At 71.3% G+C, this 22,745-nt stretch carries 21 protein-coding genes and 1 pseudogene; 13 read left to right on the top strand and 9 right to left on the bottom strand.

The genetic code is table 11. The annotated features are described in order from the left end of the window. Nucleotides 1–121 precede the first annotated feature (121 nt). A complete protein-coding gene (locus AB0I71_RS29945; protein ID WP_210935683.1) occupies nucleotides 122–337 on the top strand; it encodes a hypothetical protein in 216 nt (71 codons plus the stop codon). On the opposite strand, the gene AB0I71_RS29940 is transcribed toward AB0I71_RS29945, so the two are convergent. After that, the gene (locus AB0I71_RS29940) at nucleotides 304–1,035 is read right to left on the bottom strand and encodes a phosphodiesterase (protein WP_357590309.1); all 732 of its coding nucleotides are present in this window, start codon (nucleotides 1,033–1,035) and stop codon (nucleotides 304–306) included. The genes AB0I71_RS29945 and AB0I71_RS29940 overlap by 34 nt on opposite strands. 170 nt (nucleotides 1,036–1,205) lie before the next feature. Between AB0I71_RS29940 and AB0I71_RS29935 the strand changes: the two genes are divergently transcribed. The 8 genes from AB0I71_RS29935 (at nucleotide 1,206) to AB0I71_RS29900 (ending at nucleotide 9,772) form a co-directional block, all read left to right on the top strand. Continuing rightward, nucleotides 1,206–2,498, top strand: coding sequence for a pitrilysin family protein (locus AB0I71_RS29935; RefSeq protein ID WP_357590307.1), 1,293 nt, complete (start codon nucleotides 1,206–1,208; stop codon nucleotides 2,496–2,498). An 85-nt stretch (nucleotides 2,499–2,583) separates the two neighbouring features. Then, nucleotides 2,584–3,936 (top strand): pitrilysin family protein, encoded by a 1,353-nt coding sequence (locus AB0I71_RS29930; protein ID WP_357590305.1) that lies wholly within the window; start codon nucleotides 2,584–2,586, stop codon nucleotides 3,934–3,936. 319 nt (nucleotides 3,937–4,255) lie between these two features. Next, on the top strand, nucleotides 4,256–5,278 hold the full coding sequence (locus tag AB0I71_RS29925; protein ID WP_357590303.1) for an aspartate-semialdehyde dehydrogenase: 1,023 nt from the start codon (nucleotides 4,256–4,258) through the stop codon (nucleotides 5,276–5,278). Nucleotides 5,279–5,310: 32 nt separating this feature from the next. Further along, nucleotides 5,311–5,751 carry a PPOX class F420-dependent oxidoreductase gene (locus AB0I71_RS29920; protein WP_357590301.1) on the top strand — a complete coding sequence of 147 codons (441 nt, stop codon included), beginning with the start codon at nucleotides 5,311–5,313 and terminating at the stop codon, nucleotides 5,749–5,751. Nucleotides 5,752–5,818: 67 nt separating this feature from the next. Further along, the gene (locus AB0I71_RS29915; protein WP_357590299.1) at nucleotides 5,819–6,235 is read left to right on the top strand and encodes a CBS domain-containing protein; all 417 of its coding nucleotides are present in this window, start codon (nucleotides 5,819–5,821) and stop codon (nucleotides 6,233–6,235) included. Between the two features lie 209 nt (nucleotides 6,236–6,444). Then, the gene (locus AB0I71_RS29910) at nucleotides 6,445–6,813 is read left to right on the top strand and encodes an SCP2 sterol-binding domain-containing protein (RefSeq protein WP_357590297.1); all 369 of its coding nucleotides are present in this window, start codon (nucleotides 6,445–6,447) and stop codon (nucleotides 6,811–6,813) included. Continuing rightward, the gene (locus AB0I71_RS29905; RefSeq protein WP_357590295.1) at nucleotides 6,813–8,873 is read left to right on the top strand and encodes a glycogen debranching N-terminal domain-containing protein; all 2,061 of its coding nucleotides are present in this window, start codon (nucleotides 6,813–6,815) and stop codon (nucleotides 8,871–8,873) included. Before AB0I71_RS29910 ends, AB0I71_RS29905 begins: the two co-directional genes overlap by 1 nt. Nucleotides 8,874–8,983: 110 nt before the next feature. Continuing rightward, a complete protein-coding gene (locus AB0I71_RS29900) occupies nucleotides 8,984–9,772 on the top strand; it encodes a lysophospholipid acyltransferase family protein (protein WP_357590293.1) in 789 nt (262 codons plus the stop codon). 19 nt (nucleotides 9,773–9,791) lie between these two features. On the opposite strand, the gene AB0I71_RS29895 is transcribed toward AB0I71_RS29900, so the two are convergent. From AB0I71_RS29895 to AB0I71_RS29870, 6 genes are all read right to left on the bottom strand, one after another. Next, entirely contained in the window at nucleotides 9,792–10,493 is a 702-nt protein-coding gene (locus tag AB0I71_RS29895; protein ID WP_357590291.1) for a hypothetical protein, read from the bottom strand. 73 nt (nucleotides 10,494–10,566) lie between these two features. Continuing rightward, nucleotides 10,567–11,280: a response regulator transcription factor gene (locus tag AB0I71_RS29890; RefSeq protein ID WP_357590288.1), complete on the bottom strand. Its 714-nt coding sequence runs from the start codon at nucleotides 11,278–11,280 to the stop codon at nucleotides 10,567–10,569. Continuing rightward, the gene (locus AB0I71_RS29885) at nucleotides 11,253–12,458 is read right to left on the bottom strand and encodes a hypothetical protein (protein ID WP_357590286.1); all 1,206 of its coding nucleotides are present in this window, start codon (nucleotides 12,456–12,458) and stop codon (nucleotides 11,253–11,255) included. Before AB0I71_RS29885 ends, AB0I71_RS29890 begins: the two co-directional genes overlap by 28 nt. Next, nucleotides 12,448–13,626: an ATP-binding protein gene (locus AB0I71_RS29880; RefSeq protein WP_357590284.1), complete on the bottom strand. Its 1,179-nt coding sequence runs from the start codon at nucleotides 13,624–13,626 to the stop codon at nucleotides 12,448–12,450. Before AB0I71_RS29880 ends, AB0I71_RS29885 begins: the two co-directional genes overlap by 11 nt. Before the next feature lie 138 nt (nucleotides 13,627–13,764). Next, nucleotides 13,765–14,310 (bottom strand): N-acetyltransferase, encoded by a 546-nt coding sequence (locus tag AB0I71_RS29875; RefSeq protein ID WP_357590282.1) that lies wholly within the window; start codon nucleotides 14,308–14,310, stop codon nucleotides 13,765–13,767. Between the two features lie 66 nt (nucleotides 14,311–14,376). Continuing rightward, the gene (locus AB0I71_RS29870) at nucleotides 14,377–14,829 is read right to left on the bottom strand and encodes a nitroreductase/quinone reductase family protein (protein WP_357590280.1); all 453 of its coding nucleotides are present in this window, start codon (nucleotides 14,827–14,829) and stop codon (nucleotides 14,377–14,379) included. A gap of 136 nt (nucleotides 14,830–14,965) precedes the next feature. Here AB0I71_RS29870 and AB0I71_RS29865 point away from each other — a divergent pair, with 136 nt between their 5' ends. The 3 genes from AB0I71_RS29865 (at nucleotide 14,966) to AB0I71_RS29855 (ending at nucleotide 18,077) form a co-directional block, all read left to right on the top strand. After that, the gene (locus tag AB0I71_RS29865; RefSeq protein WP_357590278.1) at nucleotides 14,966–16,504 is read left to right on the top strand and encodes a PQQ-dependent sugar dehydrogenase; all 1,539 of its coding nucleotides are present in this window, start codon (nucleotides 14,966–14,968) and stop codon (nucleotides 16,502–16,504) included. 115 nt (nucleotides 16,505–16,619) lie between these two features. Next, nucleotides 16,620–17,207 (top strand): hypothetical protein, encoded by a 588-nt coding sequence (locus AB0I71_RS29860; protein ID WP_357590276.1) that lies wholly within the window; start codon nucleotides 16,620–16,622, stop codon nucleotides 17,205–17,207. 105 nt (nucleotides 17,208–17,312) lie between these two features. After that, nucleotides 17,313–18,077, top strand: coding sequence for an HAD family hydrolase (locus AB0I71_RS29855; RefSeq protein ID WP_357590274.1), 765 nt, complete (start codon nucleotides 17,313–17,315; stop codon nucleotides 18,075–18,077). 418 nt (nucleotides 18,078–18,495) lie between these two features. Here the strand turns inward: AB0I71_RS29855 and AB0I71_RS29850 are convergent, their stop codons facing one another. Continuing rightward, a complete protein-coding gene (locus AB0I71_RS29850; RefSeq protein WP_196222596.1) occupies nucleotides 18,496–19,713 on the bottom strand; it encodes a SpoIIE family protein phosphatase in 1,218 nt (405 codons plus the stop codon). 268 nt (nucleotides 19,714–19,981) lie between these two features. Here AB0I71_RS29850 and AB0I71_RS29845 point away from each other — a divergent pair. Further along, a pseudogene (locus tag AB0I71_RS29845) lies at nucleotides 19,982–20,065 on the top strand (IS5/IS1182 family transposase); the annotation flags it as partial. 38 nt (nucleotides 20,066–20,103) lie between these two features. Here the strand turns inward: AB0I71_RS29845 and AB0I71_RS29840 are convergent. Beyond that, nucleotides 20,104–22,143 (bottom strand): beta-galactosidase, encoded by a 2,040-nt coding sequence (locus AB0I71_RS29840; protein ID WP_155221082.1) that lies wholly within the window; start codon nucleotides 22,141–22,143, stop codon nucleotides 20,104–20,106. Nucleotides 22,144–22,745 lie beyond the last annotated feature (602 nt).

The raw sequence follows: 22,745 nt of genomic DNA, 5'->3' as shown, positions 1-22,745 counted from the left end.
CGGGGCCGGCTCGGCCCGGCCGAGCCCAGGCGGTCGGTCGGGCCCTTGCGAAACGCCAGGCGTCGACAGGGGCCCTTTCCGACCTGCGTGCCGGGGAGGCCGGCGGGGTATGAGGAGCGGCATGACTGACGAGCGAAGCGACCAGGAGCGGGTGGAGTCCCGCGCCCACCTGCTACCCGAGGAGGCGGCCGCGGGCAGCGACGACGCGCACGCCCAGGCCGACGCGATCCTCGCCGAGTCCGACGCCCGGGAGGCCGACCAGAACGCCGCCCCCGACACCGTGCTGGAGCGGCGTACCTCGGATCAGACCGTCAACCCCGTCGAACCGCCGGACTGAGCACTGACACCGCGCCCGCGGCGGGATCCTCGGTAGGTGTGCCGCCGCAGCCAGGCCAGCGGTCCGGCCAACCGCAGTTCCTCCGGGACGTTGCCCACCGGGTCGAAGGCCAGCGTGGCGTCGTCCCGGGCGCTGAGCTGATCGCCGAGGGTGACCTGGCCGAACGGCCGCCACGGCCCGGCGGCGGACGCGGCGGCGAGGACCAGCCCGGGCCGGTCCGCCGCCGCAGTGGACAGGCCGGCCAGGTCGTGGCCCAGGTCGGGTGACGCCGGGTCGGCCAGCGCGGCCAACCAGAGCCGCCGCCGACCGGTCCGGTAGGACATGATCGAGCTGTACGTGCCGGTGAAGCGGCGTCGGGGCAGCGGCAGGTGCCGCAGTCCCGGCGCTGCGGCGCTGGAGCTGACCAGCAGATCGAACGGCGGTCCGGTCGGACGGTGTATCCGCACGGCCAGGCCGAGCACGTCGGGCCAGCCGCCCGGGGTGGGCGTCCCCTTGGAGATCCGGACGACGGCCGGGTAGCGGCCCGGCTGGTCGAGCAGCCGGACACCGGTCGGCGGGCCGGACGTACCCCAGACCAGCACCTCACCGGCGAAGGACCGGCCGGCCGGGTGCAGCATCCGGCCCCGGCGCAGCCGGGCCAGGGCCCGTGCCGCTCGTTCGGCGATGGCGGCCGGCTGCGGCCAGGGATTTATCGGCATGCCTTCCGCATACCCAGGGCCGTACCGTCGATGCCGATTCTCCGGCAGGTGCCAGGTCACCTGCGGTCCTGGCCTCGGCGGCCGGGCCCGAGGGACGCGGCACCGGTGCGGCTCGCCGGTGAGGGCGTCCCGGAGCCTGCCGGGGCGAAAGATCGGATAGCGTCGGTGCCATGCCCGACAGCGGTTACCCCTGGCCGATCTCGACGACCCGACTGGACAACGGCCTACGCGTGGTGGTCAGCGAGGACCGCACCGCCCCGGCGGTAGCGGTCAACCTCTGGTACGACGTGGGTTCCCGGCATGAGCCGGCCGGACAGACGGGCTTCGCCCATCTCTTCGAGCACCTGATGTTCGAGGGCTCGACGCACGTCGCGAAGACCGAGCACATGAAGCTGGTCCAGGGTGCCGGCGGCTCGCTCAACGCCACCACGAATCCGGACCGCACCAACTACTTCGAGACGGTCCCGGCGGAGCACCTTGAGCTGGCGCTCTGGCTGGAGGCCGACCGGATGGGCGGGCTGGTGCCGGCGCTGACCCAGGAAACGCTCGACAACCAGCGGGACGTGGTCAAGAACGAGCGGCGGCAGCGCTACGAGAACGTGCCCTACGGCGACGCCTGGTTGCGGCTGCTGCCGCTGCTCTATCCGCCCGGCCATCCGTACCATCACGCCACGATCGGGTCGATGGCCGACCTGAACGCCGCTGACCTGGCCACTTTCCAGGCGTTCCACCAGACCTACTACGCGCCGAACAACGCCGTGCTCACCGTGGTCGGCGACACCACCGTGGACGAGGTCGTCACCTTGGCCGAGAAGTACTTCGGCGGCATCCCGCCCCGGCCGGAGATCCCGGCGGCACCCGACGGCCGCGTCGTGCCGGCCACCGGAGTGCCGGCCGAGGAGACGGTGGTCACCGAGGTGCCGGCCCCCCGGGTGTACGTCGCGCACCGTACCCACCCGTTCGGCAGCCCCGGTTACGACGTGGTGACCGTGCTGGCCACCGTGCTCGGCAGCGGTCGGGGCAGCCGGCTCTACCAGCGACTCGCCGACGGTGAGCGGATCGCCCAGCCCGACCTGGTCGGTGCGTACGGGGTGGATCTGGCGCACGCCCCGGCACCGCTGATCGCCACCGCCACCGCCCGCCCGGGTGTGAGTGGTGAGCGGTTGGCCGCCGGGCTCGCCGACGTGGTCGACGAACTGGCGACCGTGCCGGTCACCGCCGCCGAGCTGGACCGGGCGAAGGCGTTGCTGACCACCGCGTGGTGGCGGCAGATGTCCACCGTGGACGGCCGGGCGGACGCGCTGAGTCGGTACGCCACCCAGTTCGGCGACCCGGCCACCGTGGCCGAGCGGCTGCCGGCCTGGCTCGCGGTGACCGCCGAGCAGATCGCCGAGCTGGCGGCCGACACCCTCGCCGCCGACGACCGGGCGACCCTGACCTACCTTCCGGAGGAGAAGCAGTGAGTGCGAGGAGTGAGCGGCGCGGCCCGGTGGAGCGTCGCGGCGTGGCACCCGCGAGCCCTGCAGTCGTGAGCGAAAGGACCGACCAGTGACTCTGATCGCTGACCGTCCCGGCCCGGGTGCGGCCCGCCCCTACCGCTTCCCCCAGGTGGTCCGCCGGTCCGTCGCTGGTGGTGAGGTCGTCGCCGCGCACCTGCCTGGGCAGAACCTCGCCGTGGCGATGCTGCTGCTGGACGCGGGTGCCGGCCGGGAACCGGTGGGCCGGGAAGGGCTCGGCGGGGTGCTGGCCAAGGCGCTGGAGGAGGGCACCACCCAGCGCGACGCCACGGCGTACGCACTTGCCATCGAGGCGCTCGGCACCGAGCTGGTGACCGGGCTGGACTGGGACACCTTCCAGGCCAGCGTGCAGGTGCCGGTGGGCCGGCTGGGCGCGGCGGTGGAACTGCTCGCCGAGGCGGTGCGTACCCCGAGGCTGGACCCGGACGACGTGCGGCGGGTCCGCGACGACGAGGTGACCGCGCTGCGGATGGACTGGGCCAACCCGGGGCCGAGGGCCGACGCGGCGCTACGCGCCGACCTGTTCGGTGCCGGCAACCGCTGGGGTCGTCCGATGTACGGCGATCCCGACTCGGTGGCCGGTCTGGACGTGGAGGACGTGACCGTCTTCCACTCGGAGTGGTTCATCCGTCCGGGCACCCTGGTCGTCGCCGGCGACCTGGACCGGCTCGACCTCGACGCCCTCGCCGCCACGGCGTTCACCGGCACCGGTGGCGGTGCGGTGGACCGGGGCGGGCCGATCGACGTGCCGGTGCGTGCCGGGCGGCGGATCATCCTCGTCGACCGGCCCGGGTCGGTGCAGTCCACGCTGCGGCTCGGTCATCCCGGACCGCACCGCGCGCACCCGGACCACGTGCCGATCGCGCTCGCCGGCACCGTGCTCGGCGGGGCGTTCACCTCCCGGCTGAACCATCTGATCCGGGAGGTTCGCGGTTACACGTACGGCATCCGGGGGGACTTCGCCTCGTCCCGCCGGTTCGGCCGGTTCGCGGTCAGCTCCGGCGTGCAGACCGCCGTCACCGCACCGGCGCTTGTCGAGGCGGTCGGGGAGATCGCGCGTACCCAGGCCGGTGGGGTGACCGAGGACGAACTGGCGGTGGCCCGGTCCTGGCGGGCGGGCCAGCTCTCGGTCGAGTTGCAGAGCCCACGGGCGATCGCCGGAGCGCTGAGCACGCTCGTGGTGCACGACCTGCCGGACGACTACCACGCCCGGCTGCGGGAGGAGTTGCTCGCCGCCCAGGTGGACCAGGTCTCCTCGGCCGCCGCCACACACCTGCGCCCGGAGTCGCTGACCCTGGTGGTGGAGGGCGACGCCGCGGTGATCCGGGACGAACTGGTGGCCACCGGTCTCGGTGAGCTGATCGACCACCCGTCGGCGGGTTGACCGACCACCTGCCGGCGGGTTGACCGACTCGTGCGGCTGCCGTGGTGCGACCCGGGCCGGACCGGCCCGGGTCCGGGCGGTCCGTCGTGCTGGAGTGGATCAACCAGCCGGTCGGCCAGGATTGTGACGTCGGTCGCGGCGAAGGCGGGCCGGGCTGAGATGCTGCGGTCGGTCAGGGTGGTGCGGCGGTGTTCTTCCGGTGGAACCGGCCGGCGAGGGGCGACTGTCCCGGACCGGACCGGTTCGACTCCACCGCTGGGATCCCTGGCGGTGGGAAAGCGTTCCCGGTCGGGGCGCCGGGCTGGGTAGCCTCGCGGGCATGAGGATCGGCATTGTGGGAGCCACCGGCCAGGTCGGTGGCGTGATGCGGCAGGTGCTGGCGGAGCGGAACTTCCCGGCGGAGCAGGTGCGGCTGTTCGCCTCGGCGCGCTCGGCCGGGCGTACGCTCCCGTGGCGCGGCGAGGAGATCACGGTCGAGGACGCGGCAACCGCGGACTACTCCGGGCTGGACATCGTGCTCTTCTCGGCCGGCAAGGGTTCCGCGAAGGAGCTGGCGCCACGGGTGGCCGCCGCGGGTGCGGTCGTCATCGACAACTCCTCGGCGTTCCGGATGGATCCGCAGGTGCCGTTGGTGGTCGCCGAGGTCAACCCGCAAGCCGCCACCGCCCGGCCCAAGGGCATCATCGCCAACCCGAACTGCACCACGATGGCCGCGATGCCGGTGCTGCGTCCGCTGCACGCCGAGGCGGAACTTGTCGCCCTGGTCGTCTCCACCTACCAGGCGGTCTCCGGCGCCGGTCTGGCCGGCGTCGCCGAGCTGGACGAGCAGGTCCGCAAGGTCGCCGAGAACGCCACCGGGCTCACCTTCGACGGCGCCGCCGTGGACTTCCCGGCCCCCCGTTCGTTCGCCCAGCCGATCGCCTTCAACGTGCTTCCGCTGGCCGGCTCGATCGTCGACGACGGGTCGGCGGAGACCGACGAGGAGCAGAAGCTCCGCAACGAGAGCCGCAAGATCCTGGAGATTCCCGACCTGAAGGTCTCCGGAACCTGTGTGCGGGTGCCGGTCTTCACCGGCCACTCGCTTCAGATCAACGCCCGGTTCGCCCGGCCGATCAGCGCGCAACGGGCGTACGAACTGCTCGCCGGCGCGCCCGGGGTGGCGCTCGCCGACGTGCCGACCCCGTTGCGGGCGGCCGGGCAGGATCCGACGTTCGTCGGCCGGATCCGTGCCGACGAGACCGTCGAGCACGGCCTGGCGTTGTTCTGCTCCAACGACAACCTGCGCAAGGGCGCGGCGCTCAACGCCGTGCAGATCGCCGAACTGGTCGCCGCCGAACGCTGAGCCGTCGTCCGTACACCGATCGGGAGGATGCCGTGACCGACGACCAGACCGGACGTGCCCTGGGTGACCTGATCGCGAGCCGGTCGCTCGGGGTGCTGGCGACCATCCGGCGGGACGGGCGGCCGCAGCTGTCCAACGTGGTCTACGCCTACGACCGGGCGGCCGGGCTGATCCGGGTGTCGGTCACTGACGGCCGGGCGAAGACCGCAAACCTGCGCCGCGACCCCCGGGCCAGCTTCCACGTCGCCAGCGACGACGGTTGGGCGTACGCGGTGGCCGAGGTGCGGGCCGAGCTGACCCCGGTCGCGGCGGAGCCGAGCGACGACACGGTCGCCGAACTTGTCGACCTCTACCGGTCCGTGCAGGGCGAGCATCCGGACTGGGACGACTTCCGTCGGGCCATGGTGGCCGACCGGCGGCTGGCGCTGCGGCTGCGCGTGGAGCGCCTGTACGGCGTCCCGCCGCGCGGCTGACCGGGCACGTTACTGGCCGCGGCGGTCGGGTAGACCCGAGGTTGCCCGACACCCAGAGGGAGGCGCCATGACAACGGTCGGAGAGTTCATGACGACCCGGTTGGTGACCATGGACGGCAACGCCACGCTCGTCGCGGCGGCCCAGGAGATGCGTGACTCAGCGATCGGTGACGTGGTGGTGACCGACGGCGGCAGCGTGGTCGGCATCGTCACGGACCGGGACATCACGGTCCGAGGCGTGGCGGAGAGCATGGATCCGGACACCACCCGGCTGAACCAGATCACCACCAAGGACGTGGTGACGGTGAGTCAGTACGACGACGCCGTCGCCGCCGCCGACCTGATGCGGACGTACGCCGTTCGGCGGTTGCCCGTGGTGGAGGACGGCCGGCTGATCGGCCTGGTGTCCATGGGTGACCTGGCGGTCGAGCGGGAGCCCCAGTCGGTGCTGGCCGACATCAGCGCCGACGACCCCAACAACTGATCGTTGCGCCGACCGAAGCCGGTTCCCGACTCGTCGGGAGCCGGCTTCGTGCCGCTCGGTACCGCGCTGTCCGGAACCGGCGACACCCGCGACCGACCTCGTCCACGGCCAGCCAGCCCACACCGACGGTTCACCCCAAGCGGGTGAGGTTGAGCCACCAGGCCTCGGGGACCCCTCCTGCGGGACATGAGCGACCGGGAGGAGGCCCGATGGCGGACGCGACCACAGAGTTTTTCGAGGACCTCGACCAGCAGGGGTACGAGCCCCTGCTGGCGAAGGTCTCCGGAGCCCTGCGCTTCGACCTGCACGAGGGACCGCAGACCACGCACTGGCTGGTGCGGATCGACCGGGGGAACGTCCAGGTCAGCCGGCAGGACATGGAGGCGGACACAGTGGTCGGCACCAGCCCCGCGCTCTTCGAGGAACTGGTCACCGGCCGTGAGAACGGGCTGGCGGCGCTGCTGCGGGGGGACATGACGGTCACCGGTGACGCCCGTCTGGTGGTGCAGGTGGAACGGATCTTCCCCGGATCGCCGTACGCCCGGGGACCGCAGCGCTACCGGAAGGGGGTGCAGTGATGGCGCCCAGCCACACCGTACGGATTCTCGACGGCAACAACTTCGTCGTCTGCGAGGCGACCGGGGACATCGAGGCGACACCTACCGAACCGACCGGGTTGTTCTCCATCGACACCCGCTTTCTCTCCAAGTGGGTGCTCACGGTCAACGGTGAGCGGCTGAACGCCCTCTCCTACGACGACCTCCAGTACTACGAGTCGCGCTTCTTCCTGGTGCCCGGGCTGGCCACCCACTACGTCGACGCGAAACTGTCGATCATCCGGGAGCGGGCGGTCGGTGGGAGCTTCCGGGAACACATCACCATCCTCAATCACGACGAGAAGGCGGTCGACCTGGAGGTCCGGATGGACGCCGGTTGCGACTTCGCCGACCTGTTCGAGGTCAAGGACGAGATCCTCAACAAAAAGGGTGAGATCTACGCCGAAGCCGAACCGGACCGGCTGCGCCTGGGCTACCGGCGCGGCAACTTCAAGCGCGAGACGATCATCTCGTCCTCCATGCCGGCCCGGTACGACCGCAACGGTTTCGGGTACTCCATCCACCTGGAACCGAACGAGCAGTGGGACACCGCCATCGACGTGCAGACCCTGGCACTCGGCCCGGGCGGACGGGATCTTCGCTTCGGGTTGCGGGTGCACGGCACCGAGCGGCTCGCTCTGCAACACGACCTGGAGGAGTGGATCGCCAGGGCGCCGAAGGTGAACAGCGAGCACGACAAGGTGGCCGCAACGTACCGCAAGTGCATCGTCGACCTGGCCGCGTTGCGCTTCTCGCCGCTCTCGCTGGGGGGTCAGACCCTGCCCGCCGCCGGTCTGCCCTGGTTCATGACCATGTTCGGCCGGGACAGCATCCTGACCTGTCTGCAGACGCTGCCGTTCACGCCGGAGCTGAGCGCGACCACCCTGCGAATCCTGGCCGCCTTGCAGGGCACCCGCTTCGACGACTTCCGGGACGAGGATCCCGGCCGGATCCTGCACGAGATGCGGTACGGCGAGAGCGCCGCGTTCGAGGAACAGCCGCACTCGCCGTACTACGGTGCCGTCGACTCGACGCCGCTGTTCGTGGTGCTGCTCGACGAGTACGAGCAGTGGAGCGGCGACGCCGCGCTGGTCAAGGAGCTGGAGCAGGAATGCCGCCGGGCCTTCAAGTGGATCGACGACTACGCCGACCTGGTCGGCAACGGCTACATCTGGTATGAGCGGCGTAACACCGACACCGGCCTGGAGAACCAGTGCTGGAAGGACTCCTGGGACTCCATCTCCTACCGCGACGGCACACTGCCGCCGTTCCCCCGGGCCACCTGCGAGGTGCAGGGGTACGCGTACGACGCGAAGATGCGCGGCGCGCGGCTGGCCCGCGAGTTCTGGGGTGACCCGGCGTACGCCGACCAGTTGGAGCGCGAGGCCGCGGCCCTCAAGGAACGGTTCAACCGGGACTGGTGGGTCGAGGACGGCGGCTACTACGCGCTGGCGCTGGATCCGGACGGGCGACAGTGCGACGTGCTCAGCTCCAACATCGGCCACCTGCTCTGGAGCGGAATTGTCGACGACGACCGGGCCGAGCAGATCGCCAACCACCTGGTCGGGCCGCGACTGTTCACCGGCTGGGGAGTGCGGACCCTGGCCGAGGGAGAGGTGCGCTACAACCCCATCGGCTACCACAACGGCACCGTCTGGCCCTTCGACACCTCCTTCTGCGCCTGGGGTCTGCGCCGGTACGGCTTCCCGGAGGAGGCCGCCACGATCGCCAGCGGCATCCTGGACGCCGCCCGGTACTTCGACGGACGGCTGCCGGAGGCGTTCGGCGGTTACCCACGTGAGCAGACGAAGTTCCCGGTGGAGTATCCGACGGCGTGCAGCCCGCAGGCATGGTCGACGGGGGCGCCGCTGCTGCTGCTGCGTACCATGCTCGGCCTGGAACCACACGAGGGACACCTGGCGGTCGAGCCGCGCCTGCCCATCGGGATGGGCCGGATCGAGGTGCTGGACATCCCGGGACGCTGGGGCCGGGTGGACGCCTTCGCCCGGGGCCGGCTCGATCTCCACTCGCTCGCCGAGTGATCGGCGCGGCCGGGTCGCCCCAACGGGCGACGGGCGACCCGGCCGCGTCCCGATGGCGCGGTGACCACCGTCCCTACCGGTGCGTAACCTACTCGGGGTAAAGTTCCGGAATGCCGGAACTCGTGTACCCGCCCGTGATCGCCGCCGCCAAGACGATGTTCCGGGTCCTCGACCTGAAGCTCACCGTCGAGGGCGACCACCACGTTCCCCGGACCGGCGGGGCGGTACTGGCCAGCAACCACGTCAGCTACCTGGACTTCATCTTCTGCGGCCTGGGCGCCCTTGAGTCCCGGCGACTCGTCCGGTTCATGGCCAAGGACTCGGTGTTCCGGCACCGGGTGTCGGGACCGCTGATGCGCGGCATGCGGCACATCCCGGTGGACCGGCGCGCCGGTGCCGACTCGTACGCGGCCGCGGTCGCCGCGCTGCGCTCGGGCGAGGTGGTCGGCGTGTTTCCCGAGGCGACGATCAGCCGCTCCTTCACCGTGAAGGAGTTCAAGAGCGGGGCCACCCGGATGGCCCGCGAGGCGCAGGTTCCGGTGCTGCCGGTCGCGCTCTGGGGCACCCAGCGGCTGTGGACGAAAGGCCGCCCGCGCACGCTCACCCGCCGGCACACCCCGATCACCATCCTGGTCGGCGAGCCGATGGATCCCGCCGCGTACCCGGACCCCACCGCGATGACCGAGGACCTGCGGACCAGGCTGACCGCGCTTGTCGACCGGGCCCAGCGGGAGTACCCGGACCAGCCCGCCACGCCCGAGGACCGGTGGTGGCTGCCGGCGCATCTCGGCGGCAGCGCGCCGACCCCGCAGGAGGCCCTCGCGCTCGACGCCGGCGACCGGCGTTCCGCGAATCCCGGAGCAGCCGACCTGCCGGGGGCTGACCGGTCCAGCGGGTGACGCTGCCGGTGCCGTCGGCCTACCGCTGCCCGGACGCCGCGTCGTACGGCTGCGCGTCGGCGTGCCTCGGCCGGTAGTAGTCGTCGCGGGAGTGGAACTCCACGGGCAGCGCGCCGGGCAGCAGCACCCGCCCCGTGCCGCTGAGCGACGCGGTCCGGGTCAGGCGGGCCAGCGCGTCCCGCTCCGGCGGAGACAGGTCCACCAGCTCCGGTCGGACCAGCCGGAACGTGGCGATCGCGTGGCGAAGCTGCCGGGCGAGTTCGCCGATCCGGCCGTCAGGGCCGACCAGGGCAAGCGCCGGCTGCCGGATCGTACGCAGCGCGTCGCAGATCACCAGCAACGTCGCCGGGCTGCCGTCGACGGCGGGCAACAGCTCCAGCCGGGACGGCCACTGCCAGCGGATCTGCCCACTGACCAGCCCCGGCAGCCGGGCTGCGCCGCGACCCCCGGCCCCCACGAGGGCGAGCTGGGTGCCACCGCCCGCAAACACCAGTCGGTGGTCGGTGACGGTGACGGCGACCGGGGCGGGCAGCGCCCAGGCGCGGTAGGCCTCGCTCGGACCGAGCAGGTATCCGGCCACGTCCGCCCGGTGGCGGTCGAGCACCCGCTCGCCGCCCTCCGGCACCAGCTCGTGCCGCCGGTCCAGCACCGGGGCCGTACCGTCGTCCACCGCGTCGAACCGATGCGGTGCGATGAAGAACGGCGAGGCGTCATCGTGCATCGTCGGGACCTCCGGTGCGGACGGCAGCTACCCATGAGCCTCGCCCAGGCGTCCGCTGGTGTCATGACGCCCGTTAGGGGGTCGGCTGATCGGTCGACGCCCGTGACCGGTAGATACCAATTTCCTCCGGTCGGACGAGTCCGTCCTCGATCGCCCGGGCGAGCAGCGCCGCTTTCGTGGCGGCCGGTCGCCCCGCCCGCGTGTACTTGATCCTCGCCCGGTCGACGTACTGCTTGACGGTGTGCTCGCTGATCCGCATCCGCCGAGCCACCGACGCCTTCGACATCGACTGGAACCACAGCAGCAACGCCTCACGTTCCTTGTCGGACAGCATCGGCCGGTCCGGCCGCGGATCGCCGACCATCGCGCCGGCCAGGGCTGGCGCGACGTACGGCCGGTCGCGCGCCGCGTCCAGCACGGTCGCCACGCAGTGTTCCCGTCCCTCGTGCTTGGCGAGGAACGCCACCGCCCCGGCGTCCAACGCGGCAAGCATCGTCGCCGGGTCGGAGTGTTCCGAGTAGACCACCACGCGCCGGCCGGCGGAACTCAGCTCGGCCAGCTTGTCCAGCACCAGCCGGCCGTGCAACCGCAGGTCGAGCAGGATCACGTCGGCCTCCGGTGCCGCCCGCAACACCTCGTCCGGATCGTCGCCGGTAGCCAGCACGGTCAACCGCGGCTCGGTGGCGAGCCAGGCGCGCACCCCGTCGATGACCACCGGGTGGTCGTCCACGATCGCCACCCCGACGGGCCGCCCCGGCGTCACCGGTGCCAGCGCGTCTGCGTCCATCTGATCTTCCCGTCCCGTTCGTAGAGGTGCTCTACCTGCCCGTCGCCGTCCTCCGCGGGATGCCCGGTGGTGTCCGGGCCCTCCCGGTCGGGTGTGACGAGACTGACCACCACCTCGTCGGGGCCGGAGACGACTGTCAGCCGGGCCCAGTCCTGGGCGTCCGCGAGGCTGGCGGTGAGCGGATCCGCCAGGCTGCGGCGGACCCGCACCGGCAACGGTGGCGGTGAACCAATTGTGACCAGGTCGATCGGGAGGCCGTTGCGTTCGGCCAGATCGGCTGCGGCCCGCAGCTCGTGCAGGAGCGGGTGGGGCACGTCGTCGGACTCGGCGATCAGGCGACGCAGCCGGGCGGCGGCCCGTACGCAGCGACGCTGCACTTCCGGGTCGGCCGGGTCGGCCCGCCCACGAGCCAGTTCGGTCAGCACCTCGCTGGCGGCGCGACTGACCAGATTCAGCCGCTCACCCCGTTCGTGCCGGGCCCGTTCGGCGGCTTCCCGCTCGGCCACCATCGCGTTGGTGGTCGCCGCCGTGGCGGCCCGTTCCCGGGACAGGGTGGCGAGCGCCGCCGCACCGGCGAAGACCGCCACCGGCAGCGAGGACGTGCCGTAGAGGGCCATCGTGGCGCGGGCCAGGTCGGCGGCGCCCGTCGCGCCGTGCAGCACGACGGCGGTCAGCGCGGTGGCCGCGTGGGCGGCCAGCAGTGTGAGCAGCCGGTGCACCGGCAGCCCCCAGAGCACCACCAGGAAGAACCAGGCGAGGGTGCCCCACACCCAGTTCGCGGGACTGAACAGATGCGACCGGCCCACCGTGGCGAAGACCGCCACGTCGACGATCAGCAGCAGCCCGGCCAGCGGCGCCGCCGGCAGCGGTGCGTCGCGTAACAACCGGATCCCGGCGATCACACCGAGCGCCGCCACCAGCAACCAACCACCGAGCACCACCTGGGGCACCGCAAGTGCCGACCTGGCGGCCAGCACCGCCGGCAACCCGATGGCCAGGTGCCAGACGAGCGCGATGGTGACCGCGACGATCCGGGCACCCCGGTCGGAGGTGCGGGCCACCGCGGCGGCCGCCCGGACCGCACCGACCTCGTCGGAATCCTGCGTGACCCGCGGGACCGGCACCGCAGCCGGCCGGGCATGCTGCGGGAGGAAGGTCGTACCCGGTTCAGCCGACATCCGACCATTCCAACCGGATCCGGGTGCCCTGACCGGGCGCGGAGTCGATGGCGACCCGCCCACCGATCGACGCCATCCGGCCGCGTACCGACTCGCGCAGACCGTACCTGTGGGCCGGCACGGTGGCCGGGTCGAAACCGGGACCGTCGTCGACCACCTCGACCGTGACGGTGCCGGCGAACCGCCGGAGTCGCAGCATGACCCGCGCGCCGGGGGCATGGTTCGCCGCATTTGCCAGCGCGGCGTGTGCGCTCTCCGCGACGGCCTCCGCGACGGACGCCGCCACCGTGCACGGTGGTAGGTCGGCGGTGACCGGCAGGCTCGGCAGCCGGGCGAGCACCGCCCGCAATCGCTCGTCCAGCCGGGCCGTCGCGTCGTGCGGCACCGAGCGCGCCTCGGCCAGGGCGGCGAGGGTACCCAGGTCGGCGGCACACCGCTCGCGCAGCGCCGTGGAGGGCCCACCCACCGCGCCCTGCCCGACCATGGTGAGCGTGGCCAGGACGGTGTCGTGCAGGTCGCGGTTCTGCCGCCGCTCCGCCTCGCGCGCGATCCGGGCGACCATGGCGTGACGGGCGGCCCGCTGAGCGGCCACGAAGGCGCCGTCCGCCCGGGCGATGCGTCGGCGCATCACCGCTGTCATCATCGCCGTGCAGGCGGTCTGGGCCAGCAGGGTGGCCGCGTGCGCCCTCGCCTCGGTCGAGTTTCCGGCCAGGTGCGCACCCGTCGCGTACGCGGCGGTGACCAGCAGCCCGGCCGGAATCGACAAGCGGGCCGGGGCGGTCGCCTGTGCGTTGATCACGGTGGTGCTGGCCAGCACGGCGATCCAACTGGCCTCACCGGGCAGTACCTCGGGTGCGACCAGGACCGGAATCGCCAGGCACGCGGTGCCGGTGAGCGTCACGTCGATGGCGACGAGTGGCGTGCCGACGCCGTCACGCCAGGCACGCACCGCGTACCAGACCGACCACCCGGTCAGTACCGCCACGGCCGGCAGCAGCAGCTCCGGACGCACCGGCGGGGTACGCACGGCGAGCGCCACCACGAGGCAGAACAGGCCGCAGGAGAGCCGCAGCAGCGCCGGCAACCGGGTGAAGATGAACGCGAACGCGCCGGCCGCCGGATGGTCCACCGTGGCGGGTGACGTGATCGGGTCGGGCACGGCCGGCATCGGGAAAGCGTCCTTTGCGACAAACGACCCGATCCGGGTCCGCGCTGCGGAGATCGACGCCGGAGAATAACACACGGCAGTGGACGTGATGACCCTGGGTGACGTCGGGTTGGACCCTGCGTCGCCCATCCGTCACGCTCAGCCGCTGGCGTCCTCGCGTAGCCCGACGCAGTCCTGCTCCCAGAAGGTGGCCGAGTAGACGAACGTCCCGGTCATCCACGGCTCGTACCCGGAAAGCGTGGCCACCTGAAAGGCGGGCGCCGGGATGCGCAGCGATGGTCGGCGAAAGCCCAGATCGCCGGCGGCGGCGAAGCCCAGGCGGGCGTAGTACCCGGGGTCGCCTTCCAGGAAGACCGCCGGCACGCCCCGCGCGTCCAGCAGCCGCAGGCCGTGTCTGACCAGCGCGGCGCCGACGCCGCGCCGCTGCCGGTCGGGCCTGACCGCGAGCGGACTGAGCACCTGCACCGCTACGAGTCGACGCGGAGCATCGAGCAGGCTACGGGTGAACAGCACATGCCCGTTGATCTCGTCATCCTCCTCCGCGACCAGGCTGACGGCCTCCGGATCGTCGGCGCGCAGCGCCCGCACCAGGGCCGTCACCACCTCCCCGTGGTCACCGAAGGCGCTCCGGTGCAACTCGTGGACCGCCTCGTGGTCGGATACCAGTTCGTCGCGTAGCTGCATGGCGGTGACCGTACGGCCGGCGTCACGGCCCGGGCCAGTGATATCCGGTGGCGGTCGGCGCCACTGTCAACGTGGTGGCTCGACCCGATCCAGCGGGTCGAGCCGAAACGTCGGGTGGTCGGCCGGGTCGGGCAGGTCGTCCAGGAGGCGTCGGACCTGGCCCTTGCCCCACCGGTCCCGGTAGGCGGCCAGGACCGCCTCGCGGCGGTCGCCGGAGACCTCCACCGCCCGGTGTCGGTCGTGCTGGCCGCGTCGCTCGACAGTGCAGTGGCCGGCGGCGCGCACGTTGCGCACCCACTCCGTACGGCCGCGCACCGAGACCAGGTAGCGCTCGCCGTCGAGTTCCAGAATGTTCACAGGTGCCCGCTGCGGCGTGCCGCTGATCCGCCGCGGCACCTGGAGTGTGCTGGCCGCGCCGAGCCGCCGCATCAGTGGATTGATCACCCGCACGATGAGCCAACCTGGCCGCTGGTAGGTCGGTGACTGCCGTGCCCGCCCGTCGCCCGCTTTCTCCACCATGACGTCAATCCAAGCAGCCTCGGGCAACTCGGCTTTGGTAGACCTCTGTCGATGTCCGGGTCTCCCGGCGGGGCGGGTCCGGGCGGATTCGAAACGGCGTGCTATATTCACCAATATCAATATTGCAGGGGGTGGCATGAAGATCCGACTCGCGGTCGGGGCCGTACTCACCGCCGGTCTGGTCGCCGGCAGCGTCGGCGTCGCCGGCCTGGCCGGCGCGGTCCCGAACGCCGAACGTCCGCCCGGCGCCCTCGACGACGCGCCACCCGCGCTGCTCGCCGTCGGTGACTTCGACTTCTCCCGGCCCGAGACGGTCGCCACCGGCCTCCAGGTGCCGTGGGGGATGGACTTCCTGCCCGACGGCAGCGCCCTGGTCGCTCAGCGACCCACCGGGCAGGTGGTGCGGGTCCGACCCGGCCAGTCGCCGGAGCCGGTCGTCACCATCTCCGGCGTGACCTCGACAAGCGAGGGCGGCCTGCTGGGCCTGGCCGTCCCACCGACCTACGCCCAGGACGGCTGGGTCTACGTCTACTTCACCACCGCGACCGACAACCGCATCGCCCGGTTCCGGCTCACCGCACCGCAGACCCAGCAGCCGATCCTCACCGGGCTGAACCGCGCGGCGATCCACAACGGCGGCCGGATCGCGTTCGGACCGGACGGGATGCTCTACGTCGGAGTCGGCGACGCCGGACAGACCGCCTCGGCGCAGGACCCGCAGAGCCGCAACGGAAAGATCCTGCGCATCCGGCCGGACGGCAGCGTTCCGCCGGACAACCCGACCGCCGGGTCACCGGTCTACAGCCTCGGCCACCGCCATGTGCAGGGGCTGGCCTGGGACGCCCAGGGACGACTGTACGCCACCGAGTTCGGTCAGAACACCTGGGACGAGATCAACCTGATCGTCGCCGGCGGCAACTACGGATGGCCCACCGTGGAGGGACGCGCCAACGACCCGCGCTTCCGTGACCCGCTGCTGACCTGGACCCCCGCGGAGGCGTCACCGAGCGGTGCGACAATCGCCGGGAACCGGCTCTTCGTGGCCAGCCTGCGGGGCAACCGGCTCTGGAACGTGCCATTGACCGGGTCCGGAGGCGTCGGCACTCCCACCGCCGAGCTGACGGGCACCTACGGGCGGCTGCGCACCGTCGAGTACGGACCGGACGGGTGGCTCTGGGTCACCACCAGCAACCGGGACGGCCGAGGCACCCCGGCCGCCAGCGACGACCGCATCCTGCGCTTCCCGCCCCGCGACGGCACCACGCCGCCGCCCACGACGCCACCCCCGACCACGCCACCCCCCACCACGCCGCCACCCACCACGCCGCCACCCACCACTCCGCCGCCCACGACCGGGCCGGCTGCCTGCACGGTGGGCTGGACGGCGAACCAGTGGAACAACGGCTTCACCGCGGACGTCCGCGTCACCAACCGAGGTGCCGCCCTGACCGGCTGGACCGTGACCTGGTCGTTCGGCGGCAACCAGCAGGTCACAAACGCCTGGAACGCGCAGGTGACCCAGTCCGGAAGGAACGTGACCGCGCGCAACGTCGGGTGGAACGGCAGCCTGCCGACCAACGGCACGGTGAGCTTCGGCTTCCAGGCCACCTACTCCGGCACCAATGACCGCCCGACCGACTTCCAGCTCAACGGCACCCCCTGCCAGACAAGCTGACCACCGCGCAGGTCGACTCAATCTTGGACAGTTGCCGATCTTCTGACGGGAACTGTCCAAGATTGACGGCGGTGCTCGCTGGCCTAGGCTGACGGTCGTGTCGCGAGAGCATGCGGTGATCGACCTCGACGAGCGGGAACACCAGCCGACGAAGGCAGGAGCCACCACCACTGGCCGGCTCGTCGCCAGCCGGAAGGCGATCACGCGCTCGGTCGCGGCGTTCGTGGCCGGCGTCGTGCTCGGCGGCTTCGGCCTCGGGGAAGTGCGCGACTCGCGTGAGCAGCGGGAGCGGAACGCCGTGGTGGCGCTCGTGGCGGTGCCTCAGGCGGCCAACTTCGGAGGCTCGTACGCTCAGGGAACTGTCCAACTGCCCGGCCGGCTGCTGTTGATCAACGCAGGGCCCGCGCCGATCACGGTTCGGGGTGTTCGAGCAGAGCGGCCTGGCGTCGTGGTGGGCGGCACCTGGCAACCCCGGTCGCTACCCCCGGGCGGAGCCGGTCAGTTCGTGGTCGAGCTACGTTTCGAGTGCGCTATCGCCTTTCAGCCGGAGCCGTTGTCGTTGCGGCTTTCGGTCGAGACGAACGACAGCCAGCTCAGAGAGGTCAGCTATCCCGTCGCTCTCGCGGGAAGCGACTGGGAGCGCGATACGCAGGGCATGTGTGACGAGTCCAGGCGGGGGTTGACCGACCGGAAAGACCGGTGACTGGCCGAGACCCTGCGCCGTACCGGCCACCCTGCGGAAGCGGGTGGGCGTGCGGATACCCCTCCCTGTCCGGCCCAGGCACCCGAGGTGCGCAAGGATGAGGGAATGCTGCGATCGCCTCGCGCGCTCCTGTTGGACTTCGGCGGTGTCCTGGCCGACGCTCCGCGCCAGCCGGCGGCACCGCCGGATCTGGTGCGTCGGCTGTTCGACCTGGTGGGAGGCGCAGTGCCGGCGGAGCGGATCGCCGCCGACCTGACCGAGGGCGGCAGGGCCTACGCCCGGTGGCGCGACGACGTCGGCCGCTCCGGCGATCCGATCGAGCTGCCACACGCCCGGGTGTGGGCGGACTTCGTGACCCGAGCGTGGCCGGCGCGAGCCCGCACGGCGGTCGAGGAAGCGGCAACCCCGCTGGCGTACGCCTGGGCCTGGCGACCGGAATGGCATGTCCGCCCGGGGATTCCGGAGGCACTGCGGGCCGCGGCCGATACGGGTCTGCCGATGGCGGTGGTCAGCAACGCCCTCTGTGGGGCGGCGCATCGGGACTTCCTGGCCGCGGCCGGGCTCTCCGACCTGTTCGTGGCGGAGTTCTACAGCGACGAGGCCGGGCTCCGTAAGCCCAACCCCCGGCTGGCCTGGTTGGCTGCCGACGCGGTCGGCGTACCGATCGGCGACTGCTGGTTCGTCGGAGACAGCGTGCATCGCGACGTGGCCTGCGCGCGCCGGGCCGGCGCCGGTGCCGCCATCCTGATGCGCTCGCCGCGCACCGACCGCGAACCGTCCCACCCCGACCTTCGACCGGACGCCCGCGCCGAGGACGGCCACGGACTACTGGCCCTGCTACGGCAGAGCCGACGCACTGCTGACCGCTGACGCCGAAGTGACAAGGGCGCGCCCGGCAGGATTCGAACCTGCGGCCTTGGGATTAGAAGTTGAATCCGACTCGTGATCCCGGGTGCGTAGCAGTCCGCAGGGGTGTCTATCTGTCCAGCTGGATACCCCTGCGGATGCCAGTCCATAGTGTTCGATAGCGCCGGATGCTAGGCCGTCCGGGCTCACACCGGGCTCACTGGTGGCTCCAGTGGAAGGCCCGTAATTTGGTGGGGGCGATGAGGGTGCCGAGCCGGCTCAGCTTCTGCCAACTCTGCCTTCCAATCTAAACTTAGGGCGACGGCGTAGCGGCCGTAACCGGCGCCTCCGCCCCCGGCCACCGGCAGCATGCGTGGACACGAGCGGAACCACTCTTGTGGTGGCGTCGCCGCGTCGTGTGCTCTGTCCGGGATCGTGCCTCTCATGTTTTGTCGGGGGTTGGGGGTGACGGCCAGGTCAGGTAGAGCAGGGCGGTGTCGTCGTTGTGCCGTCCGTCGTCGCCGCGTTGAATGTCGGTGAGGAGGGCGGTGAGGAAGTCGTCCGGTTCGGTGATGGTGCTTAGCGTGCGGGCGAGTTCGATGAAGCGTTGTTCTCCGAGGCGGGTGCCGTCCTGGCTGAACCCTTCGTAGACGCCGTCGGTGTAGAGAAGCAGACCCGCGCCCGGGGGCAGGGTGACGACCGATTCCTGCCAGCGGCCCCGTCCGGGGAACATGCCCAGCCCGAGGTGATGTCGGATCGGCATGGGGTGAGCGCCGTCGGGCGTGATCATCAGGGGTGGAGGGTGACCGGCGCTGACGATCACCGCCTTTGACCGGTCAGGAGCGATGCGGATCGTGCATGCGGTGGCGAACATCGCCTCGTGTGGCCGTTCGGCGACCAGCACCTGTTCCAGCAGGCGCATCCGGGATGCCTTGTCCACACCGGCCAGGGTGAGGGTGCGCCACCCGACACGTAGGCCGACGCCGATCGCGGCTTCGTCCGGGCCGTTGCCGCAGACGTCGCCGATGACTGCGTGGATCGTGCCGTCTTCATCCTGTACGAGGTCGAAGAAGTCACCGCCGAGTAGCGACTGCCCTCGCCCGGGTACGTATCTGCTGTCGACGGTCAGGGCCGGGTCGGTGATCAGCGGTGTCGGGAGCAGGCCGCGCTGCAGTCGAATGTTCTCGCTGGCCTGCATTCGGCTGTCTCGCAGCTGTCGCTCGGTGACCACAGCGCGTCGGCGCTGGATGGCGTACTCGATCGTGCGGCCGAGCAGAGCGCCGTCGATGTGGCCTTTGACGAGGTAGTCCTGTGCTCCGGCGGCGACGGCCGCTGTTCCGGTGGCGGCGTCGTCGAGACCGGTGAGCACCACCACGGCTGCGTCCGGCCACCGGTGCAGCACCCCTCGGAGGGCCTCCAGCCCTTGACGGTCGGGCAGGTGCAGGTCGAGCAGGACGCAGTTCGGCGTCGTGGATGTGGTCGAGGCCTCGGTCAGGCTGCTGGCCTGGGTGAACCGGGCGCTGATCCCGCTGTCCGCCAGCAACTCCCGGGTGAGTAGCGCGTCGCCGGGGTCGTCTTCGATGAGCAGGATCGCGGCTGTCGGCGCCCCCGGATCCGCTCCGGGGGACGGCCCGAACGGCAGGTTGGTCTCACCGATCACGGCAGATCCTCTCTCCGGCCGCATCCGCAGCACGGAAGCTCGACGCCAGCACGATGGATGATCCGCCTGTCGTGTGGTCCTCAACCATTATCACCTGCCGCTGACGAGACCGACTATGACGGCGGTGCCACTCTCAGGCACCTGCCGTTCGGTCTCGTGGCTCAGCGCTACCAGGGCACTCGACAGGGCGAGCACCGCTACCGGCCGGTGCGCCGGCTGTCGTGGTGCTCGCTCGTCGGCCTCGTGAGGTCGGCTCGTGTCGGGATTCGTCCGCGCAGTCGGCGAGCGTGCCGTCGCCGCCCTCAAGGGCTGGAAGACCCTGACCAAACTCCGCTGCTGCCCCCGACGGGCCTGTGGGCGTCAGGCGCCAACGATGTCGCGTGGTACGGGTCAACCGGCCGGGTCGTCGCGGAGGACCCTGACCCCGCGCGGGTCGAGCCGTACCCGCCCCCCGGAGACGACCCGGTCCCCGGTCAGCAGGTCGACGCCACCGGACTGGGCAGCTACCTCGACCGGTTCGGCCCCGTGATTGAGCAGGAAGAGCAGCCGGGCTCCGTCGGGCGCGACCCGGACAGCCGTCTCCAGGTCGGGCACGTCCGCGTACGGCCCGACCAGGCCGTGCCGGTCCAGCACCCGCCGGACGACCCAGGAGACCCCGGCCTGGTCCAGTCCGGCTGCGACGTACCAGCCGTCACCGGCGCCGAACGCGTTCCTGGTGACGGCCGGGGTACCAGCGTAGAAGTCGGCCTGGTAGCGACCGACGACTTCGGCGCCGGTCGGGATCACCAGTTCGAAGAGGAGCCGCGACTCCACCCGCACCCGGTCGGCGCCGGCGGTAAGGAGCACCGGGTTCACGACCTCCGGCCCGCGCGCGTCCCATTCATCGACCCGGACCCCCATCAGCGGCCCGAGCGGGCCGGGTACGTCCATCAGGAAGGCGTTGTCGTTCTCGTCCACCCGTCCGGAAAGGAACGTGGTGAGGACCGACCCGCCCCGGGACGCGACCCGCTCCAGGCGTTCCGGCAGGTCGCCCTTGAGCATGTGCAGCACCGGAGCGACGACTACATCGTAGCCGTCGAGGTCGGCGGTGACCGCCACGACGTCAATGTCGACCCCGGCGTCCCAGAGCGCGCGATGGTAGGCGAGCATCACCTGCTGGTAGCGGAGCATTCGGGAAGGGCCGTCGGAGATCTCCAACGCCCACCAGCTGTCCCAGTCGAAGAGCAACGCGACCCGGGCCGGTGTCCGGGCGCCGAGCACCGCGCCGCCGAGCCGATCCAACTCCGCCCCCAGCTCCGCCACCTCGCGGAAGACCCGGGTGTCCTGCCGGCCGGCGTGGCCGATGACCGCGCCGTGGTACTTCTCGCAGGCACCCCGAGAGGCCCGCATCTGGAAGAAGAGTACGGCGTCCGCACCGTGCGCCACCGCCTGCCAGCTCCAGAGCCGCATCAGCCCGGGACGCTTCAACGGGTTGACGTCGCGGCTGGCGGTATAGCTCGGAGTCTGCTCCATCAGCCAGAACGGCTGCCCGTCCTTGAGCCCTCGCATCAGGTCGTGGGTCAGCGCCATCCGGGCCTGCGAGGCGTCGTCTGGCGGGTAGTTGTCCCACGAGACGAAGTCGAGATCCTCAGCCCAGCGGTGGTAGTCGATCGGTCGGTACATGCCCATGAAGTTCGTCGTCACCGGCACGTCCGGGCTTGATTCGCGGATCGCCGCCTTCTCGTCACGGAAGTTGGTGAGCATCGCCTCCGACATGAACCGCAGGTAGTCCAGGGTGATGCCCTGGAACGCGGTGTGGTCCGGCCCTCGCCAGTGCTCGGTCAGCGCAGACGGCGGCTCGATCTCGTCCCAGTCGGTGAAGGTGTGCGACCAGAAGGTGGTGTACCAGGCCGCGTTGAGAGCCTCCAGAGTCGCGTACCGCGCCCGCAGCCAGTCGCGGAAGCCGGCGGCGCAGAGAGCGCAGTAGCAGGCCCCGCCGTATTCGTTGCCGACGTGCCACGCCAGAACCGACGAGTGACCGGCGTACCGGCGGGCGATCCGGCGAGCCAGCTCAGCGGAGAGCCGCCGGAACGCCGGTGAACTGGGGCAGGAGTTGTGCCGCTGCCCGTACCGGTGCCGGCGCCCCTCGAAGTCGGTCCGGGTCACCTCCGGGTACGCCTTCGCCAGCCACGGCGGATGCGCACCGGTACCGGTTGCCAGACAGATGTCGCGCCCCTCCACTCCAGCCCGCTCGATGATCCGGTCCAGGATCGAGAAGTCGTAGACGTCCTCGGCGGGCTGGGTCAGTGCCCAGTCGAAGACGCCGAGCGTGACCAGATCGATCCGAGCGGCGTCGAAGAGACGGTAGTCCTCCTTCCACAGCTCCTCCGGCCACTGCTCGGGGTTGTAGTCCCCGCCGAAGGGCACCTTCGAGGTAGCGGGCAGGCTCATGCGTGAACTCCCTACGGGCCTTGTAGATCATCGGGTGGTTGGTTCGTAGCAACGCCAGCAGGAGCACCGAACTGAGCAGCGTCTCGCAGGAGCACGCCATGACGCCGACTGCCACCACCAGCACGCCGGCGTTGCCGACCGGGTCCGGCCGGCGAGCCGGGAACATCCCGCGCCCCGATCGTCCACGCCGTGTGCTGCTCGGGTGCGCGTAGCGGGCATGCCTCGCCGGCGTGTTCGACAATGGGCGCCTGCTGCACTCCCACCACAGCAGCCACCCGCGGTCGCTTGGCGTTCAGCCTGGTGCGCGCACATCATCTGCTCGCGATCTTCGTCTCCGGCCGCGATATCCACGCCAGGTGAGGTGCCGGCGCACCCGCGTCTACGAGCAGATCCAGGCCGTGAAACGCAAGCGGGCGCACCGTCGGCGAATGCAGCGGAAACCGAGACACCTGATGCCCGGCCGGACCTCGACCGGAGTTCGGCGTGAGCATCACCGCACAAGAGTAAGCCTCCGCCCCACGCGGGATGAGCGCGGAGCGGAGGCCAACTACCGATGTGTTCAACCTTCGGGCCGACCGGTCACCGTCAGCCCCAGTACGCTA

The organism is Micromonospora sp. NPDC049891, from assembly GCF_040660295.1.
In the GTDB taxonomy this organism is placed as follows: domain Bacteria; phylum Actinomycetota; class Actinomycetes; order Mycobacteriales; family Micromonosporaceae; genus Micromonospora.
The sequence above is the reverse complement of the archived record's forward strand: the minus strand, read 5'-3'. Positions and strand labels throughout refer to the sequence as shown.

Excerpts from the sequence above, each read along its gene's own strand:
- AB0I71_RS29945 (WP_210935683.1), top strand. The coding sequence starts at position 122 with ATGACTGACGAGCGAAGCGACCAGGAGCGGGTGGAGTCCCGCGCCCAC.
- AB0I71_RS29940 (WP_357590309.1), bottom strand. The coding sequence starts at position 1,035 with ATGCCGATAAATCCCTGGCCGCAGCCGGCCGCCATCGCCGAACGAGCG.
- AB0I71_RS29935 (WP_357590307.1), top strand. The coding sequence starts at position 1,206 with ATGCCCGACAGCGGTTACCCCTGGCCGATCTCGACGACCCGACTGGAC.
- AB0I71_RS29925 (WP_357590303.1), top strand. The coding sequence starts at position 4,256 with ATGAGGATCGGCATTGTGGGAGCCACCGGCCAGGTCGGTGGCGTGATG.
- AB0I71_RS29915 (WP_357590299.1), top strand. The coding sequence starts at position 5,819 with ATGACAACGGTCGGAGAGTTCATGACGACCCGGTTGGTGACCATGGAC.
- AB0I71_RS29910 (WP_357590297.1), top strand. The coding sequence starts at position 6,445 with ATGGCGGACGCGACCACAGAGTTTTTCGAGGACCTCGACCAGCAGGGG.
- AB0I71_RS29905 (WP_357590295.1), top strand. The coding sequence starts at position 6,813 with ATGGCGCCCAGCCACACCGTACGGATTCTCGACGGCAACAACTTCGTC.
- AB0I71_RS29900 (WP_357590293.1), top strand. The coding sequence starts at position 8,984 with ATGCCGGAACTCGTGTACCCGCCCGTGATCGCCGCCGCCAAGACGATG.
- AB0I71_RS29895 (WP_357590291.1), bottom strand. The coding sequence starts at position 10,493 with ATGCACGATGACGCCTCGCCGTTCTTCATCGCACCGCATCGGTTCGAC.
- AB0I71_RS29890 (WP_357590288.1), bottom strand. The coding sequence starts at position 11,280 with ATGGACGCAGACGCGCTGGCACCGGTGACGCCGGGGCGGCCCGTCGGG.
- AB0I71_RS29885 (WP_357590286.1), bottom strand. The coding sequence starts at position 12,458 with ATGTCGGCTGAACCGGGTACGACCTTCCTCCCGCAGCATGCCCGGCCG.
- AB0I71_RS29880 (WP_357590284.1), bottom strand. The coding sequence starts at position 13,626 with ATGCCGGCCGTGCCCGACCCGATCACGTCACCCGCCACGGTGGACCAT.
- AB0I71_RS29875 (WP_357590282.1), bottom strand. The coding sequence starts at position 14,310 with ATGCAGCTACGCGACGAACTGGTATCCGACCACGAGGCGGTCCACGAG.
- AB0I71_RS29870 (WP_357590280.1), bottom strand. The coding sequence starts at position 14,829 with ATGGTGGAGAAAGCGGGCGACGGGCGGGCACGGCAGTCACCGACCTAC.
- AB0I71_RS29865 (WP_357590278.1), top strand. The coding sequence starts at position 14,966 with ATGAAGATCCGACTCGCGGTCGGGGCCGTACTCACCGCCGGTCTGGTC.
- AB0I71_RS29855 (WP_357590274.1), top strand. The coding sequence starts at position 17,313 with ATGCTGCGATCGCCTCGCGCGCTCCTGTTGGACTTCGGCGGTGTCCTG.
- AB0I71_RS29840 (WP_155221082.1), bottom strand. The coding sequence starts at position 22,143 with ATGAGCCTGCCCGCTACCTCGAAGGTGCCCTTCGGCGGGGACTACAAC.